Raw genomic sequence first — 16535 nt, 5'->3', positions numbered from 1 at the left:
GAAGCTGTGGAACCGACTGCGTGCCCGGCCACCGGCCGACCAAACCCGGTGTGACCGGGAGGTCGTCCCCGGCGGTTCACCGGCGTGCCGCCCGCTGGCCGCCTGCCCGCCGCCCGGGATGTCCATGCTGTCCGGCGACCGGTGGGAGATGCCCGCCGGCAGGAGGGGATGACAGCGTGCGCACAGTACGCCGTACCGCCGTCGCGGCCCTGGTGGCCGCGACGGTGACGACCGGGCTCGCGGTGCCCGCGCAGGCGAAGCCGCGACCGGACCGGACATTCGACGTGCAGGCCCACCGGGGCGGCCTCGGGCTGCGGGTGGAGAACACCCTCGCCTCCTTCGGCAACGCCCTCCAGCTCGGGGTGACCACCCTCGAACTGGACGTGCAGATCACCGAGGACGGCCAGGCCGTCGTCACCCACGACCGGAAGGTCACCGGCACCAAGTGCCTCGACACCACCCCGGTGACGCCCGGCGACCCGGAGTTCCCGTACGTCGGGAAGTACATCAACACGCTCACCCTGGCCCAGGTACGCACGCTGGACTGCGGCTCGAAGACGCTGGCGGACAAGCCCGGCCAGGTCGCCGTCCCGGGTGCCCGGATGCCGCTGCTGCGTGAGGTCTTCGCACTGGTCAACCGGTACCGGGCGAAGGACGTGAAGCTCAACGTCGAGACCAAGGTCGAGGCGGGCGCGCCGACCGAGACGGCTCCCCGCGAGCAGTTCGTCCGGGTCACCGCGGCCGAGATCCGCGCCGCCGGGCTGCTCAAGCAGGTCACCATCCAGAGCTTCGACTGGGGCGCGCTGATGCGCATGCGTCAGGTCGAGCCGAAGCTGCCGCTGGTCGCCCTGACCAACTACGACTTCCTGCAGACCGGCCAGCCGGGTGCCTCGCCGTGGCTGGGCGGGCTGGACATCGACGACTTCGGCGGCGACCCGATCAAGGCGATCCGCAGCTTCGGCGCCAGCGCCTTCTCGCCGGTGCACGGCATGCCGCAGAACGGCACGGTCACCGACCCGGGCTACAAGCCGTACGTCACCAAGGAGATGGTCGCCCAGGCGCACCGGTACGGGATCAAGGTGATCCCGTGGACGGTCGACGACGTGCCGACCATGGCCAAGCTGATCGACGACGGCGTGGACGGCATGATCACCGACTACCCGGACCGGCTGCGCGGCCTGCTGGCGCAGCGCGGCTACCGGCTGCCGAAGGCGTACACCGCGCCGTTCGACATCCAGGCGCACCGGGGTGGTCGGGCCACCCGGCCGGAGAACACCCTGCCGGCGTTCGCCAACGCGCTGTCCAACCGGGCCGTCTCCACCCTGGAGCTGGACACGGGCGTCACCGCCGACGGCAAGCTGGTGGTGCTGCACGACCGCACCGTGAACGGGTCGCACTGCGTCGACACCGCCCCGGTACGCCCCGGTGACCGGAAGTTCCCGTACGTGGGCAAGCCGGTGCACGAGCTGACCCTGGCGCAGCTCAAGACCGTCGACTGCGGCACGAAGACGCTGCCCGAGCTGCCCGCTCAGGTGCCCGCGCCCGGTGCCCGGATCCCGACCCTGGACGAGGTCTTCGCCCTGGTGAAGGCGAGCGGCCGCACCGACATCGGGATGAACATCGAGACGAAGATCAGCCCGGTGGTGAACGACACTGAGCCGTACCGCAGCTTCACCCGCAAGCTCGTCGACGCGATCCAGCGGGCCGGCTTCACCAGCCGGGCCACCATCCAGTCGTTCGACTGGCGCACCATCACGTACGCCCGCCAGCTCGACCGGCGGATCGGCACGGTCGGCCTGGTCTGGCAGTACGGTCCGGCCGAGTGCGCGACCCTCGCCGACGAGTGCTCGCTGCAGGCGGTGTACGGCAACCCGGCGGTGAAGAGCCCGTGGACCGGTGGGCTGGACTGGTGGAAGTACCAGGACCTGGGCAAGCTGACCCGGGCGGCGGGCGCTGGCACGGTGTCGGCCAACTGGCAGGTGCACGACCCGAAGCAGGGCACGGTCGCCTCGACCGACTGGTACCTGCGGGAGAACCCGGCATACTTCCACGGACCGGACGTTCGGACTCTGCAAACGCGGTACGACCTGAAGGTGATCCCGTACACCGTCGATGACGCGACGGTCATGCAGCGAGTCATCGACCTCGGCGTCGACGGCATCATCACCGACGACCCGGACCTGCTGGTGCGGGTGGCGATCCGCAACGGCCTGCGCTGACCCACCGTCCACCCGATCGCCGGCCGGCTTTTCCGGCCGGCGATCGGTGTTACCTGCTCCGTGGCTTCGGGTAGTCGGGGGTTGTCCCCGCCACGAAAGCGAACCGTGCCGTGGCCGACACGCGGTAGCGGGGCGAGGGAATGCAGGTACGACTCATCGCATCCTGAGGAGGACCAGATGAGCACGCAGGCTGCTTCCACCCGGCCGATGAACCGGCCCATGAACGACCCGCAGAATCCCGCCCAGATGCGGGACATGCAGACCCAGCAGATGCCGGTCATGCACGACGGGCGTCGGAACGACATGCAGGCACCCGGTACGGAGACCAAGCAGGCGTTCAAGACCACCGAGTTCTGGATCTACCTGATCGCGGTGGCCGCCGTACTGGGCGCGTCGCAGGTCGTCGGGCAGAACTCGGCCGGAGTGGACATCTTCCGGGCCGACAACGCCTGGTTCCTGATCACCCTGCTGACGCTGGGCTACCTCGGTAGCCGCGGTCTGGCCAAGGCCGGAAGTAACTGGCGCAGCGGCGAGGAGCGCAAGGCCCGGCACTGACCGGTTCACAGTGCACGGTGGCCTCCGGGAGAATCTCCCGGAGGCCACCGTCGTCGTTTGTGGACCGGTTACTCGTCGCCGCCGAAGTCGCCGAAGTCACCCTCGAAGGCGTCCTCGACCATCTCGCCGGCGACCATGCCGCCGGCGACACCGAGCGCCGCCCCGGCCACCATGCCGCCCATGCCGTGCCCACGACTGTGCCCGTGGCTCGCGCCGTACTGGGAACGCAGGCTGCCGTAGCGGGACGTGGTCTCCCGCAGCCAGCCGTCGACGACCTGCGCCCAGTCGACCCGGTCGGCGTCGGTGTGCGCCACCTGGTAGCGACCGAACGCGTCGTGCCCGGCGCTGAGGAACCCGCCGCGCTTGTCGCACTCCAGGATGACCTCCACACCGCGCTGGCTGGTCACGAAGGTCAGCTCGACCTCCCGGATGGTGCTCGCGTACTGCGGGGAGGCGAAGAACTCGATCTCCTGGTAGAACGGCAGCGTCTGCTGCACACCCCGGATGTGACCACGCTCCAGGTCGGCGTGCTTGAACCGGAAGCCGAGCCGCTGGAACGCCTCCAGGATCCGCTCGTGCACCGGCAGCGGGTGTACCGCCACCTGGTCCAGGTCGCTCTTGTCGACCGCGCGGGCGATCGCCAGCTCGGTGCGCAGGCCCATCGTCATGCCGTGCAGGCGCTGGCCGTACACGTCGGTGATCGGGGTCTCCCACGGCACCGGCAACTGGAACGGGATCGACAGCTGCTGCTTCGGGGCGAGGACGAGCGACCCGCTGACCGCCATGCGGTGGAACTCCATCGTGCCCGCGTACTCGGTGTCGTGTCCTTCGACCTCGACCCGGGTGACCAGGCCGATCACCACCTGCTCGATGGCTGCCTCAGCGTCGCCACCGACGAGGTTGACCTGCCCGTCGAGGGTCAGGCCGGGCCGGGTGTTGGGGTTGGTCAGCACGGTGTCCACACTGGGACCGCCCACACCGAACGCGCTCAACATCTTCTTGAAGACCATCGGAACTCCTGTGCGACGCCGACCGCTCCAGGCTGGAGTCGGACGTTGACTCGAACGGCACCCTATCCAGCACCCCTGTGAGGTGGCTGTGAAGCGCCGCGCGACTCGCGCGTCTCGCCGGCTGCGCTTGATCGACTCGGTTTCCTGAAAATCGGGGCATCGCCCAAGGAGACCAGGACACCCCGACTTCCGTGAACCCGAGTCGATCACGCAGCAGGGCGCGACATCGCCGTCCTTCGTGCCGGACAAAGTCCGCAGGACGTCCCCTTCCGGCCACCAAAACTCCATGATCGACGCAACGCACAGCGGACGGCCTCAGTCAGGCTCGACGATGATCAACTCGCCGACCTGCTCGCCGATCGTCGTGCGGGCCTCCGTCGGCAGCCCACGGTCGGTGATCAGCACGTCGGCGGCCTCCAGCGGGGCGATGGTGGCGATGCCGATCGTCTCCCACTTGGTGTGGTCGGCGAGCACCACCAGTCGGCGGGCCGCGCCGATGAGGCACCGGTTGACCCCGGCCTCCAGCAGGTTCGGCGTGGTGAACCCGGTGCGCGGGCTGAGCCCGTGCACGCCGAGGAACAGCAGGTCGACGTTGAGCGCGCTGATCGCCGCCTCGGCCACCGGCCCGGTCAACGCGTCCGACGGGGTACGGATGCCGCCGGTCAACACGACGGTCTGGTCGGCGCGCGGATTCTGGTAGAGCGCGTCGGCCACCGGGATCGAGTTGGTCACCACGGTCAGCCCGCGTACGTCGGAGAGCAGCGTGGCCAGCGCGGCGGTGGTCGTACCGGCGGACAGCGCGATGGCCATCCCCGGCTCCACCATCCGCGCGGCGCGCTCGGCGATGGCTCGCTTCTCCGCCTGCTGGCGGATCGACTTCGCCGCGAAGCCGGGCTCCTCGGCCGAGCCCGGCCCGGCGAGCGTCGCGCCGCCGTGCACCTTGTCCACCAGGCCGCGTTCGGCCAACACCTCCAGGTCGCGCCGGATCGTCATGTCGGACACGCCGAACCGACTGACCAGGTGACTCACCCGTACCCCGCCACGTTGGCGGATCAGATCGAGGATGGCGGTCTGCCGCTGCTGGGCGAGCATCTGGGGAACCTCCTTCGCGCCGTGCCTGTCGTGCGGATCAGGCCCAATCCTCACGGATGACAGCCACCTCACCGGCGGGCACCGTCAGCTCACCGGCACACGGCGCGCCAGTCAACAGCTCGACGCCGCGCGCCGGGAGGCGTACCTCGGTCTCGGTGTGGTTGATCGCGAACAGCCAGGTCCGCTCGCCGTCGCGGCGTCGTACCACCTCCACCCCGGTCGGCGCCTCCGCCGCCGGACGGACGCCGGCCTCCGCGAGCAGCCGGGCGACCAGCCGATCGGTGCCCGGCTCGTCCAGCCGGGTGCCGACGTACCAGGCGGCGCCGTCGCCCACCCGGTGCCGGGTCAGCGCTGGCACGCCCGGCAGGGGCCCATCGGTGTACGACGCCAGCACCTCGGCGCCGTCGGCGTGCACCCACTCGGTCCACACGTCGGCGGTGCTGCCGTCGTCGAGTCGGACCTGCTCGCCCTCGCGCAGCGGGAAGAACTCCTCGGTCCGGACGCCGAGCAGCTCCCGGAACGCGCCCGGGTAGCCGCCCAGCCGGATGTGGTCGTTGGCGTCCACGATGCCGCTGAAGTAGGTGACCGCCGCCGTGCCGCCGGCCTCGACGTAGGAGTGCAACGCCTCGACGTCGGCGTCCCGGACCAGGTAGAGGGTCGGTACCAGGACCAGCCGGTAGCCGCTGAGATCGGCCGACGGGTGGACGATGTCGGCGGTGACGCCGGCCCGCCACAGCGCGCCGTAGAGGGCGTTCAGCCGATCGGCGTAGGTGACGTCGACACTGGGGTGCGAATCCAACTCGACGCCCCACCACGCCTCCCAGTCGAACAGGATCGCCACGTCGGCGTCGACTCGACTGCCGCGTACCTCCGCGAGGGCCTTGAGGTCCGCGCCGAGCTGGCAGACCTCGCGGAAGACCTTGGTGTCCGGCCCGGCGTGCGGCACCAGCGCGGAGTGGAACTTCTCCGCGCCGGCCCGGGAGGCACGCCACTGGAAGAAGAGCACCCCGTCGGCGCCGCGGGCGACGTGCGCGAGGCTGTTGCGGCGCAGCTGCCCGGGCAGCTTGGCCACGTTGCGCGGCTGCCAGTTGACCGCGCTGGTGGAGTGCTCCATCAGCAACCACGGGTCGCCGCCGGCGACGCCCCGGGTGTGATCGGCGGCGAGCGCCAGCCCGAGGTGCGCCTGCGGGTCGGCGGCGGTGAGGTAGTGGTCGTTGGAGACCAGGTCCACATCGGTTGCCCAGGAGTGGTAGTCCATGTGCTTGACGCCCAAGCCAATCATGAAGTTGGTGGTGACCGGCTGCCGGACCACCGTGCGCAGCACCTCGCGCTCGGCGCGCAGTTGGGCGCGCTGCTCGTCGGAGGAGAACCGCAGGAAGTCCAGCTGCTGCGTGGGGTTGGCGAAGGTCGGCGCGCTGCGCGGCGGGTTGATCTCGGCCCAGTCGCCGTAGCGCTGGCTCCAGAACGCGGTGCCCCAGGCGTCGTTGAGCCGGTCCAGGTCGCCGTAGCGCTCGCGCAGCCAACCGCGGAACGCCTCGGCGCTGACATCGCAGTAGCAGTGCACGTTGTGGCAGCCCAGCTCGTTGGAGACGTGCCACATGACCACGGCGGGATGCTCGGCGTACCGGCCGGCCACCGCGCGTACCAGCTCCAGTGACCGTTCCCGGAACACTGGGGAGCTGGGGCAGTACGCCTGCCGTCCCCCGGGCCAGAGGATCGCACCGTCGGCCCGGCGGGGCAGCGTCTCGGGGTGCGCGCGGGCCAGCCACGGTGGTGGGCTGGCCGTCGCGGTGGCCAGGTCGACCTGGATGCCACCGTCGTGCAGCAGGTCCAGCACCCGGTCCAGCCAGCCGAACTCGAACCGCCCCGGGGTGGGCTCCAGCAGTGCCCAGGAGAAGATGCCGACGGAGACCAGGTTGACGCCGGCGCGGCGCATCAGGTCGATGTCCTCCGACCAGGTCTCCTCGGGCCACTGCTCGGGGTTGTAGTCGCCGCCGAAATAGATGCTGTCACCCTGCCATCGCCGCATGACAGCTGAGGGTGCACCCGCTAGTCGACGGAAGTCAACAGGTTCCAACATCGAGCTTCTTTCCAACGTCTACTAGGTAACGACCGTGTCACGACTGGGTTATCGGAGGCGAACAGCCCTCTTGACAGGGCTCGACTGAGGGGTAGCTTGAGGCCCCAATGGCCGTTCGTGTTCGCCAATGTGGATTCTCGGTGGATCTCAATGTGTGATCACGACGCCGGACCTGCCTTCACCACCCTTGATGGCCCTTGGGCGTAGCACCTCTTCATCCGCAGGAGGCACAGATGTCCCGTCCCCAATCCCAAGCCGAGTACCTGGCTCGGCTCGTACCGCCCTCAGTCGCCGGCATCAACCGACGATCGCTGCTGGCCGGCGCGGCCGGCACGGGCGCGCTGCTCGGCACCGGCCTGCTCGCCGGCTGCGGCGACGACTCCGGCTCCGGCGGGTCCAGCAAGGAGGTGTCGCTCGGCTCGAACCAGTCGGACCCGAAGCCGAAGGACGTCCTCGTCAAGGTCACCGACGGATTCAAGACCTCGTCCGGGGTGCAGGTCGCGGTGAACACGGTCGACCACAACACGTTCCAGGAGAACATCAACAATTACCTGCAGGGCAAGCCGGACGACGTGTTCACCTGGTTCGCCGGCTACCGGATGCGCTTCTTCGCCCAGAAGGGCCTGGCCAGCGACATCAGCGACGTGTGGAGCAAGCTCTCCGGCTATTCCGACGCCTTCAAGAAGGCATCCACCGGCGACGACGGCAAGCAGTACTTCGTCCCGGCGACGTATTACCCGTGGGCGGTCTTCTACCGCAAGTCGGTCTGGCAGCAGTACGGCTACCAGGTGCCCACCACCCTGGACCAGTTCACCGCGCTCGGCGCGCAGATGAAGAAGGACGGCCTGATCCCGATCGCCTTCGCCGACAAGGACGGGTGGCCGGCGATGGGCACCTTCGACATCCTCAACCTGCGCATCAACGGCTACCAGTTCCACGTCGACCTGATGGCCGGCAAGGAGGCCTGGACCTCCGACAAGGTCAAGAAGGTCTTCGACACCTGGGCCGGCCTGCTCCCCCTGCACCAGCCGGACAGCCTCGGCCGCACCTGGCAGGAGGCCGCGCAGTCGTTGCAGCAGAAGAAGAGCGGCATGTACCTGCTCGGCCTCTTCGTCGGTCAGCAGTTCAGCAACGACGAGCAGGACGACCTCGACTTCTTCACCTTCCCCGAGATCGACCCGGCCATCGGCGCCAAGGCGCTGGACGCCCCGATCGACGGCTACATGATGGCCCGCAAGCCCAAGAACGAGGACAACGCGCGCAAGCTGCTGGAGTACTTCGGCGGCAAGGCCGCCGCGGACATCAACCTCAAGAACGACCCGGCCGTCCTGGTCGCCAACAGTGGCGCGGACGTCGGCGGCTACACCGCCCTGCAGAAGAAGGCCGCCGAACTGGTCGGGTCGGCCACCGAGATCGCCCAGTTCCTCGACCGCGACACCCGGCCGGACTTCGCCTCCACCGTGATGATCCCGGCGATCCAGCAGTTCATCAAGAACCCCAAGGACATCGACGGGCTCACCTCGTCCATCGAGAACCAGAAAAAGTCGATCTTCACTGACTGACGGCGGAAGGGGGAGGACATCGTGTCCGACCTGCCCCTGATCCAAGCGGATCGCGCCGTGCCGCCGCCGGCCGCGACCACCTCAACGGGTGGTCGTCGTCGGCGGCTACGGCTCCTGTCCCGCACCGACCGCGTGGTCATCACGCTGATGGTGCTCGTCCCGCTGCTGCTCGTCACCGGGTTCGTCTGGTTGCCGGCGGCGGCCACCGTGCTGCTCTCCGGCACCAACTGGGACGGCATCGGCCCACTCAACGAGATCGAGTTCGTCGGCGCGCGCAACTACAGCGACGTGGTGAACATCTACCCGCCGTTCGTGCCGGCGATCCAGCACAACCTGCTGTGGTTGGCCTCGCTCTTCGTGATCGCCACGCCGTTCGGCATGTTCCTGGCCGTGCTGTTGGACAAGGAGCTGCGCGGCAGCCGCTTCTACCAGACCGCGCTCTACCTGCCGGTGGTGCTCTCGCTGGCGCTCATCGGTTTCGTCTGGCAGCTGCTCTACTCCCGGGACCAGGGCCTGATCAACGCCGTCTTCGCCAGCAACATCGACTGGTACGGCGACTCGAACGTCAACATCTGGGCGGTCATGATCGCCTCGGGGTGGCGGCACGTCGGGTACATCATGCTGCTCTACCTGGCCGGCCTGAAGGGCGTCGATCCGTCGCTGCGCGAGGCCGCCGCGGTCGACGGCGCCTCGGAGGGCCGGACGTTCTTCCGGGTGGTGTTCCCGGTGCTGCGGCCGATCAACATCATCGTGCTGGTGGTGACCGTGATCGAGTCGCTGCGCGCGTTCGACCTGGTCTGGGTGGTCAACAAGGGCCGCAACGGGTTGGAGCTGATCTCCGCGCTGGTCACCCAGAACGTGGTGGGTGAGGCGAGCCGGATCGGCTTCGGCTCGGCACTGGCGACGATCATGTTGGTCGTCTCGCTGGTCTTCATCACCATCTACCTGGCGACCGTGATGAGGGAGAACCGGCAATGAGCGTCGAGACCCCGGTCCGCCGCCGCAGGCTGACCCCGCCGCGGATGCTGCTGCACGGCTTCCTCATCGTCGTCTCGCTGGCCTGGCTCTTCCCGATCGCCTGGGCGGTGCTCAGCTCGCTGCGCTCGTACGACTACACCGCCCGCAACGGCTACGTCTCGTTCGGCGGCTGGACCTTCGACAACTACGTCACCGCCTGGCGGACCGCGGAGTTCGGGCAGCACTTCCTCAACTCGGTGTACATCACCGTGCCGGCGGTGCTGCTGACGCTCTTCCTCGCCTCCTGCGTGGCATTCGTCATCGCCCGGTTCAGTTGGAAGCTCAACCTCGTCCTGCTCGGGATCTTCACCGCGGCCAACCTGCTGCCCCAGCAGGCGCTGCTCATCCCGCTGTTCCGGCTGTTCACCGAGGTGCCGCTGCCAGAGTTCATGAGCGACTCGGAGCTGCTCTACGACAGCTACTGGGGCCTGATCCTGATCAACGTGGCCTTCCAGTGCGGGTTCTGCGTCTTCGTGCTCAGCAACTACATGAAGGCGCTGCCCCGCGACCTGTACGAGGCGGCGATGGTCGACGGGGCGAGCATCTGGCGGCAGTACTGGCAGGTCACCATGCCGCTGTGCCGGCCGGCGCTGGCCGCGCTGGCGACGCTGGAGGTGACCTGGATCTACAACGAATTCTTCTGGGCCACCGTCCTGATGCGGACCGGCGACAAGTTCCCGGTGACCAGCTCACTCAACAACCTGCGCGGTGAGTTCTTCACCGACAACAACCTGGTCTCGGCGGGCAGCGTGCTCGTCGCGATCCCCACCCTGGTGATCTTCTTTATGCTCCAGCGGCACTTCGTTCGGGGCCTGACCTTGGGAGCCTCCAAAGGATGACGATCCTGCACCTGCGCCGCGCGCGGACCAGCCTGGTGCTCGACGCGCGCGGCCCGGGGCTGCCCCGAGTCGTGCACTGGGGCGGCGACGTCGGCGATCTCGACGACAACGGCCTGCGCCAGCTCACCGACGCGACCGTACCGCCCGTGGTGCCGAGCAGCTTCGACGAACCGACCGTCCTGTCCCTGCTGCCGGAGGCGAGCGCCGGCTGGAGCGGACGGCCCGGCCTGGCCGGGCACCGCGACGGGGCCGACTGGTCCACCGCGTTCCGGCTGGACGGTCTCGACGTGGACCAACCCGGTGACGGCTCGGACCGGGTCACCGTGCGGGCGGCTGACCCGGCCGCCGGGCTGACCCTGACCATCGAGGTCACGCTCGACCCGTATGGCCTGCTGACCGTTCGGCACCGGCTGCGCAACGACGGTGACAGCGCGTACGAGCTGCGGGAGCTGACGCCGGTGCTGCCGGTGCCGGCGGTCGCCACCGAGCTGCTCGACCTGACCGGCCGATGGTGTCGGGAGCGGTCCCCGCAGCGGCACCCGTGGCAGCACGGCGCCTGGGTCCGCGAGGGCCGGCACGGGCGTACCGGGCATGACGCCACGCTGCTGCTGGTGGCCGGCACCGCCGGGTTCGGCTTCGGCCACGGCGAGGTCTGGGCGGTGCACACCGCGTGGAGCGGCGACCACGTCACCTTCGCCGAGCGGCGGCCCACCGGCGAGTCGACCCTCGGCGGCGGCGAGCTGCTGGCCCCCGGGGAGGTCCGGCTCGGCCCCGGCGAGTCGTACGAGACTCCGCTGCTCTACGCGGTCTGGTCCGACGCCGGGCTGGACGGGCTCAGCGACGTGCTGCACCCGCATTTACGGGCCCGACCCGGGCACCCGCGCTCCCCCCGCCCGGTGACCCTCAACGTCTGGGAGGCGGTCTACTTCGACCACGACCTGGACCGACTGCGGGCGCTCGCCGACCGGGCCGCGCAGATCGGCGTGGAGCGGTTCGTGCTCGACGACGGCTGGTTCCGCGGCCGCCGCGACGACACCGCCGGGCTCGGCGACTGGTACGTCGACGAGGACGTCTGGCCCGACGGCCTGCAACCGCTGATCGACCACGTGACCAGCCAGGGACTTCAGTTCGGGCTCTGGGTCGAGCCGGAGATGGTCAACCCCGACTCGGACCTGTTCCGCGCGCACCCCGACTGGCTGCTCGCCGTGCCCGGGCGGCTGCCGCCGTCGTGGCGCAACCAGCAGGTGCTCGATCTGGGCCGCCCCGAGGCGTACGACCACGTGTTGGAACGGCTCGACACGCTGCTCACCGACCACCCCGGGATCCGGTACCTCAAGTGGGACCAGAACCGGGACCTCACCGAGGCCGGGCAGCACGGCCGCCCCGGGGTGCACCGGCAGACCCTGGCGGTCTACCGCCTGCTCGACGAGTTGCGCGGTCGCCACCCGGGCGTGGAGATCGAGAGCTGCTCATCCGGCGGTGCCCGGGTGGACCTGGCCATCCTGGCCCGCACCGACCGGGTCTGGGCCAGCGACTGCAACGACGCCCTGGAACGGCTCAGCATCCAGCGCTGGACCGGGCTGCTGCTGCCACCGGAGCTGATCGGCACGCACATCGGCCCGGAACGCTCGCACACCACCCACCGCGTCCACGACCTGGGTTTCCGGGCGGCGACCGCGCTCTTCGGCCACCACGGCATCGAGTGGGACATCGCGTCGATCAGCGCCGCCGAACAGACCGAGTTGACCGCCTGGGTGGCACTGCACAAGCGGCTGCGCCCGCTGCTGCACGCCGGGCGGGTGGTCCGGGTCGATCACCCGGACCCGGCCGTCTGGGCGCACGGCGTGGTCGCGGGCGACAACACCCGAGGGGTGTACGCGGTGGCACGGCTGACCACCTCCGTGGCGCAGGTGCCCGGCGCGGTGCGGCTGCCCGGTCTCGACACGGGCCGGCGGTACCGGGTGCGACCGGTGTCGGGCGTACCGGCCCCGGCCACCATCGACCGGTCCGCGCCCATCTGGCTGGCGGACGGTGTCACCCTCAGCGGGGCGGCCCTGGCCCGGGTGGGCGTGCAACTGCCCGCCCTGCATCCGGAGCAGAGTCTGGTGTTGGAGGTCGACGCCGTCGACTGACAAAATTTCTGGGAAATCTCTGGCCCGGGTGTCGAGAACGGCGGCACCTGCTTCTACCTCAGGGTGAGAGCACCGACGAGGTGCGCAGGTGTGAGGAGCCAACCATGAAGTACATGCTGCTGATGCAGTTCAGCGCCGCCGGGACCGACTTCCCGAGCATCGACACCTGGACGCAGGACGAGGTCCGGGCGCACATCGCCTTCATGGGCGAGGTCAACGAGAAGCTGGTGGCCGCCGGTGAGTGGGTCGACGGGCAGGGCCTCGGTGGCCCGCAGCAGGCCCGGATCGTCCGTGCCGGTGAGGGCGGGGCGCCGGTGGTCACCGAGGGGCCGTTCGCCGAGACGAAGGAGTTCCTCGCCGGCTTCTGGGTTGTCGACTGCGACAGCCCCGAGCGGGCCGTGGAGTTGGCCGCGCACATCTCCACCGCACCCGGCCCCGGCGGCCGGCCGCTGAACATGCCGATCGAGGTGCACCCGGTGATGTCCGCTCCAGCGCAGGAGTTGTGAGGGCTGAAGACCGATCCCCGCGTCGAGGACCTGCTGCGCGAGTTGGCGCCGCAGGTCCTCGGCGTGCTCACCCGCCGTTTCGGTGACTTCGCCACCGCCGAGGACGCGGTGCAGGAGGCGCTGCTGGCCGCCGCCACCCAGTGGCCGGTCGAGGGGTTGCCGGCCAACCCGCGTGGCTGGCTGATCCAGGTGGGCTACCGCCGGATGATCGAGCAGGTCCGCGGTGAGCAGGCTCGACGTCGCCGGGAGGACCTGGTCGCCCGCCAGGACCCCGACGACCGGCAGTACGCGCCGGCTGCCGACGAGGAGTTGACCGCCGAGCGGGACGACACGCTGGTCCTGCTCTTCCTCTGCTGCCACCCGGCGCTCGCCCCGACGTCCGCGGTGGCGTTGACCCTGCGCGCCGTGGGTGGATTGAGCACCGCCGAGATCGCCCGGGCGTTCCTGGTTCCCGAGGCGACGATGGCACAGCGGATCAGCCGAGCCAAGCAGCGCATCCGGGCATCCGGGTTGCCGTTCCGGATGCCCGAGCCGGCCGAGCGGGCCGACCGGTTGACCGCCGTCCGGCAGGTGCTCTACCTGGTCTTCACCGAGGGGCACACCAGCACGGCGGGCCCGGACCTGCGCCGGGTCGACCTCGCGGCGGAGGCGATCCGGCTGGCCCGCGCGCTGCACACGCTGCTGCCCGACGACAGCGAGTCGACCGGGCTGCTGGCGTTGATGCTGCTCACCGAGGCACGCGGCCCGGCACGAACCGGGCCGTCCGGCGAGCTGATCTCACTGGCCGATCAGGACCGCAGCCGCTGGGACGCCGACGCGATCGCCGAGGGCGTCGCACTGGTCACCCGAGCCCTGCCCCGTGGGCCGGTCGGCCCGTACCAGGTGCAGGCCGCCATCGCCGCCCTGCACGACGAGGCGCCGAGCACGCAGCAGACCGACTGGCCGCAGATCCTGGCGCTCTACGAGGTACTGGAACGCATGGTCGCCAGCCCGGTGGTGGCGCTCAACCGGGCCGTCGCGACGGCCATGGTGCACGGACCGGCCGCTGGCCTGGCCGCGCTGGACGCGCTGACCCACGACCCGCAGTTGGCCGGACACCACCGGCTGGCCGCCGCCCGCGCCCACCTGCACGAGATGGCCGGTGACCAGGCCCGGGCGATCGTCGAGTACCGGGCCGCCGCCGCCCGCACGAGCAGCCGCCCCGAACAGCTCTACCTGACCATGCGGGCAGCCCGACTGGCCGCCGAGCCCGGGGACGGCCCGCCTACCGTGGTCGAGCCCTAGATCACCTGCCACGGCTCGCTGGCTGGGACGTGACAGGGAAGGCGGCTGCGGCCCGGCAGCAGCGCCCAGCTCCCGGCGCACGCATCAGCGTAGGACGATGGAATGGTCCTCGCAACCGGTTCAGTTGCCTGGCCTGGGGGGCCGGACAGCCGCAACGGCCCACGCGGACGCGGGCCGTCACGGGGCGGTCATCCCCACCACAGGATGTGCGCCACATCCGGCTCTTAACCGGTTAAGAGAGACGGTAGGCAGGTGGCCGGCGATCCGTCAAGCATCACCGACGCCGAACCGGACGGGAGGGTTGACCGCCGTCCACCGGGGTATCCCGGGAACGATCCGTCGGTGAGAGGGGATACCAGGATGGTCAACGTCGGCTACACCCTGATGAGCGAGCAGGCCGGACCCAAGCAACTGGTGGACCACGCGGTCCGGGCCGAGGCCGCTGGTTTCGACCAACTGGTGATGTCCGATCACTACTACCCCTGGCTGGACTCCCAGGGCCACTCCCCGTACGCCTGGTCGGTGCTCGGCGCGGTCGCTCACGCCACCTCCCGCGCGCAGCTGATGTCCTTCGTGACCTGCCCGATCCGCCGCTACCACCCGGCCGTGGTCGCGCAGAAGGCCAGCACGATCGGAGCGCTCTCGGACGGTCGGTTCACCCTGGGTCTGGGTGCCGGGGAGAACCTGAACGAGCACGTGGTCGGCGGCTGGCCGCACGTCCAGCAACGGCACGAGATGTTCGAGGAGGCGTTGCAGATCATCCGCCCGTTGCTCAACGGCGAGACGCTGACCTTCTCCGGCAACCACTTCGACGTGCCCGACGCCTACATCTGGGACCGCCCCGAGCGGCCGGTGCCGATGGCCATCGCCGCGTCCGGTCGACAGTCCGCGACGCTGGCCGCCGAGTACGGCAACGGCCTCATCTCCACCGAGCCGGACCGGCACATCATCGAGATGTACGACGACGCGGGAGGCGCTGGTCAGCCCCGCTACGGCCAGGTGGCCATCTGCTACGGCCCCGACGAGGCCGAGTGCCGCAAGATCGTGCACGACCAGTTCCGCTGGTTCGGGATGGGTTGGAAGGTCAACGCCGACCTGCCCGGCCCGGAGTCCTTCGCCGCCGCCACCCAGTTCGTCCGCGAGGAGGACGTCGCGGAGGGCATCTCCTGCGGCCCGGATGTGGACGCGCACGTCGAGGCGTTCCGCAAGTTCGTCGACGCCGGCTTCACCCACGTGGCGATCGTTCAGGTCGGTGGGGACACCCAGCCGATGTTCCTGGACTGGGCGCAGGAGCAACTGCTGCCCCGACTGCGCCAGCTGTGAACCGAACGGCGACCCGACCGGCCGGACCCGCTCGCACCGGCCGGTTCGGGCTGGCCGACCTGCGGCACGCTATGGCCGCGCCCTGGCCGGCCGCCGGGCTGACCAGTGAGTGGCGACTCGTCGACGGGCTGCGCACCCACACCCGACACGCCGCGGGCCCGACAAGCGACGCACCGCCGGTGGTGCTGGTGCACGGCCTGGCGGTCTCGCACCGGTATCTCACCCCGCTGGCCGTCGCGCTCTCCACCACCCATCCGGTGTACGTGCCGGACCTGCCCGGCTTTGGACTGACCGAACGCCCGCAACGCGCGTACGACGTGCGCCGGCACGCCGAACACCTGGCCGCCTGGCTGGCCGCGTACCGGTTGCCGCCGGTCTGCCTGCTCGGGCACTCGTTCGGCGCCGAGGTGGCCGCCGCGCTCGCCGCGACCCAGCCGAGCGCGGTACGCGCGCTGGTGCTGGCCGGGCCGACCAGCGATCCGGCCGCCCGGTCCCGTCGGGCCCAACTCGGCCGGTGGCTCATGGACAGTGCCCACGAGGCACCGCTCCAGGCACCGGTCCTGATCCGGGACGTGTGGAACGCCCGACCCTGGCGGGTCCTCGCGACGCTGTCGCACTCGGTGCACAACGCTATCGAGGCGGACCTGGTGCGGATCACCGCGCCGACCCTGGTCCTCACCGGCGAGCGGGACCCGATCGCGCCGCCACGGTGGCGGGACCAGGTGACCCGGCTGGTGCCGGACGCCAACCTCGTGCTCGTTCCCGGCGCCGCGCACAACGCGGCGACGACCAACCCGCTGGCGGTGGCGGACGCGATCCGGCACCTGCTCGCCCCTCATCCCGCACTCACGGACAGGTGACGACCATGCGCTTCGGCAACACGGAGATCCGCCCACTCGGCGGTGGCCTCGGCTGC

Annotated in this window: 13 protein-coding genes; 10 read left to right on the top strand and 3 right to left on the bottom strand. The window is 70.1% G+C overall.

All coding sequences use genetic code 11. The features are described 5' to 3' along the window. Window positions 1–176: 176 nt before the first annotated feature. On the top strand, window positions 177–2219 hold the full coding sequence (locus ACIBF8_RS08770; protein ID WP_396781731.1) for a glycerophosphodiester phosphodiesterase family protein: 2043 nt from the start codon (window positions 177–179) through the stop codon (window positions 2217–2219). 270 nt (window positions 2220–2489) lie between these two features. Next, window positions 2490–2774, top strand: a complete 285-nt coding sequence (locus ACIBF8_RS08765; protein ID WP_373861193.1) for a hypothetical protein — start codon at window positions 2490–2492, stop codon at window positions 2772–2774. Between the two features lie 68 nt (window positions 2775–2842). Here the strand turns inward: ACIBF8_RS08765 and ACIBF8_RS08760 are convergent, their stop codons facing one another. The 3 genes from ACIBF8_RS08760 to ACIBF8_RS08750 all read right to left on the bottom strand — a co-directional run bounded on the left by ACIBF8_RS08760 (window position 2843) and on the right by ACIBF8_RS08750 (window position 6905). Continuing rightward, a complete protein-coding gene (locus ACIBF8_RS08760; RefSeq protein ID WP_396781730.1) occupies window positions 2843–3784 on the bottom strand; it encodes a sporulation protein in 942 nt (313 codons plus the stop codon). Window positions 3785–4099: 315 nt separating this feature from the next. Beyond that, the gene (locus ACIBF8_RS08755; protein WP_396781729.1) at window positions 4100–4876 is read right to left on the bottom strand and encodes a DeoR/GlpR family DNA-binding transcription regulator; all 777 of its coding nucleotides are present in this window, start codon (window positions 4874–4876) and stop codon (window positions 4100–4102) included. A gap of 37 nt (window positions 4877–4913) precedes the next feature. Next, window positions 4914–6905: a beta-galactosidase gene (locus ACIBF8_RS08750; protein WP_396781728.1), complete on the bottom strand. Its 1992-nt coding sequence runs from the start codon at window positions 6903–6905 to the stop codon at window positions 4914–4916. A gap of 284 nt (window positions 6906–7189) precedes the next feature. Here ACIBF8_RS08750 and ACIBF8_RS08745 point away from each other — a divergent pair, with 284 nt between their 5' ends. From ACIBF8_RS08745 to ACIBF8_RS08710, 8 genes are all read left to right on the top strand, one after another. Next, window positions 7190–8518 (top strand): ABC transporter substrate-binding protein, encoded by a 1329-nt coding sequence (locus ACIBF8_RS08745; RefSeq protein ID WP_396781727.1) that lies wholly within the window; start codon window positions 7190–7192, stop codon window positions 8516–8518. A gap of 21 nt (window positions 8519–8539) precedes the next feature. After that, window positions 8540–9496, top strand: a complete 957-nt coding sequence (locus ACIBF8_RS08740; protein ID WP_396781726.1) for a carbohydrate ABC transporter permease — start codon at window positions 8540–8542, stop codon at window positions 9494–9496. Further along, a complete protein-coding gene (locus ACIBF8_RS08735; protein ID WP_396781725.1) occupies window positions 9493–10374 on the top strand; it encodes a carbohydrate ABC transporter permease in 882 nt (293 codons plus the stop codon). Before ACIBF8_RS08740 ends, ACIBF8_RS08735 begins: the two co-directional genes overlap by 4 nt. After that, entirely contained in the window at window positions 10371–12506 is a 2136-nt protein-coding gene (locus ACIBF8_RS08730; protein ID WP_396781724.1) for an alpha-galactosidase, read from the top strand. The genes ACIBF8_RS08735 and ACIBF8_RS08730 overlap by 4 nt, the downstream gene beginning before the upstream one ends. Before the next feature lie 104 nt (window positions 12507–12610). Next, a complete protein-coding gene (locus ACIBF8_RS08725; protein ID WP_396781723.1) occupies window positions 12611–13012 on the top strand; it encodes a YciI family protein in 402 nt (133 codons plus the stop codon). A 42-nt stretch (window positions 13013–13054) separates the two neighbouring features. Then, a complete protein-coding gene (locus tag ACIBF8_RS08720) occupies window positions 13055–14296 on the top strand; it encodes an RNA polymerase sigma factor (RefSeq protein WP_396781722.1) in 1242 nt (413 codons plus the stop codon). Between the two features lie 360 nt (window positions 14297–14656). Next, entirely contained in the window at window positions 14657–15619 is a 963-nt protein-coding gene (locus tag ACIBF8_RS08715) for a TIGR03557 family F420-dependent LLM class oxidoreductase (protein ID WP_396781780.1), read from the top strand. Then, window positions 15616–16479 carry an alpha/beta fold hydrolase gene (locus tag ACIBF8_RS08710; RefSeq protein ID WP_396781721.1) on the top strand — a complete coding sequence of 288 codons (864 nt, stop codon included), beginning with the start codon at window positions 15616–15618 and terminating at the stop codon, window positions 16477–16479. The genes ACIBF8_RS08715 and ACIBF8_RS08710 overlap by 4 nt, the downstream gene beginning before the upstream one ends. The last annotated feature ends 56 nt before the right edge of the window (window positions 16480–16535 follow it).

This window comes from Micromonospora sp. NPDC050276 (assembly GCF_044459545.1).
GTDB lineage: Bacteria > Actinomycetota > Actinomycetes > Mycobacteriales > Micromonosporaceae > Micromonospora.
The sequence above is the reverse complement of the archived record's forward strand: the minus strand, read 5'-3'. Positions and strand labels throughout refer to the sequence as shown.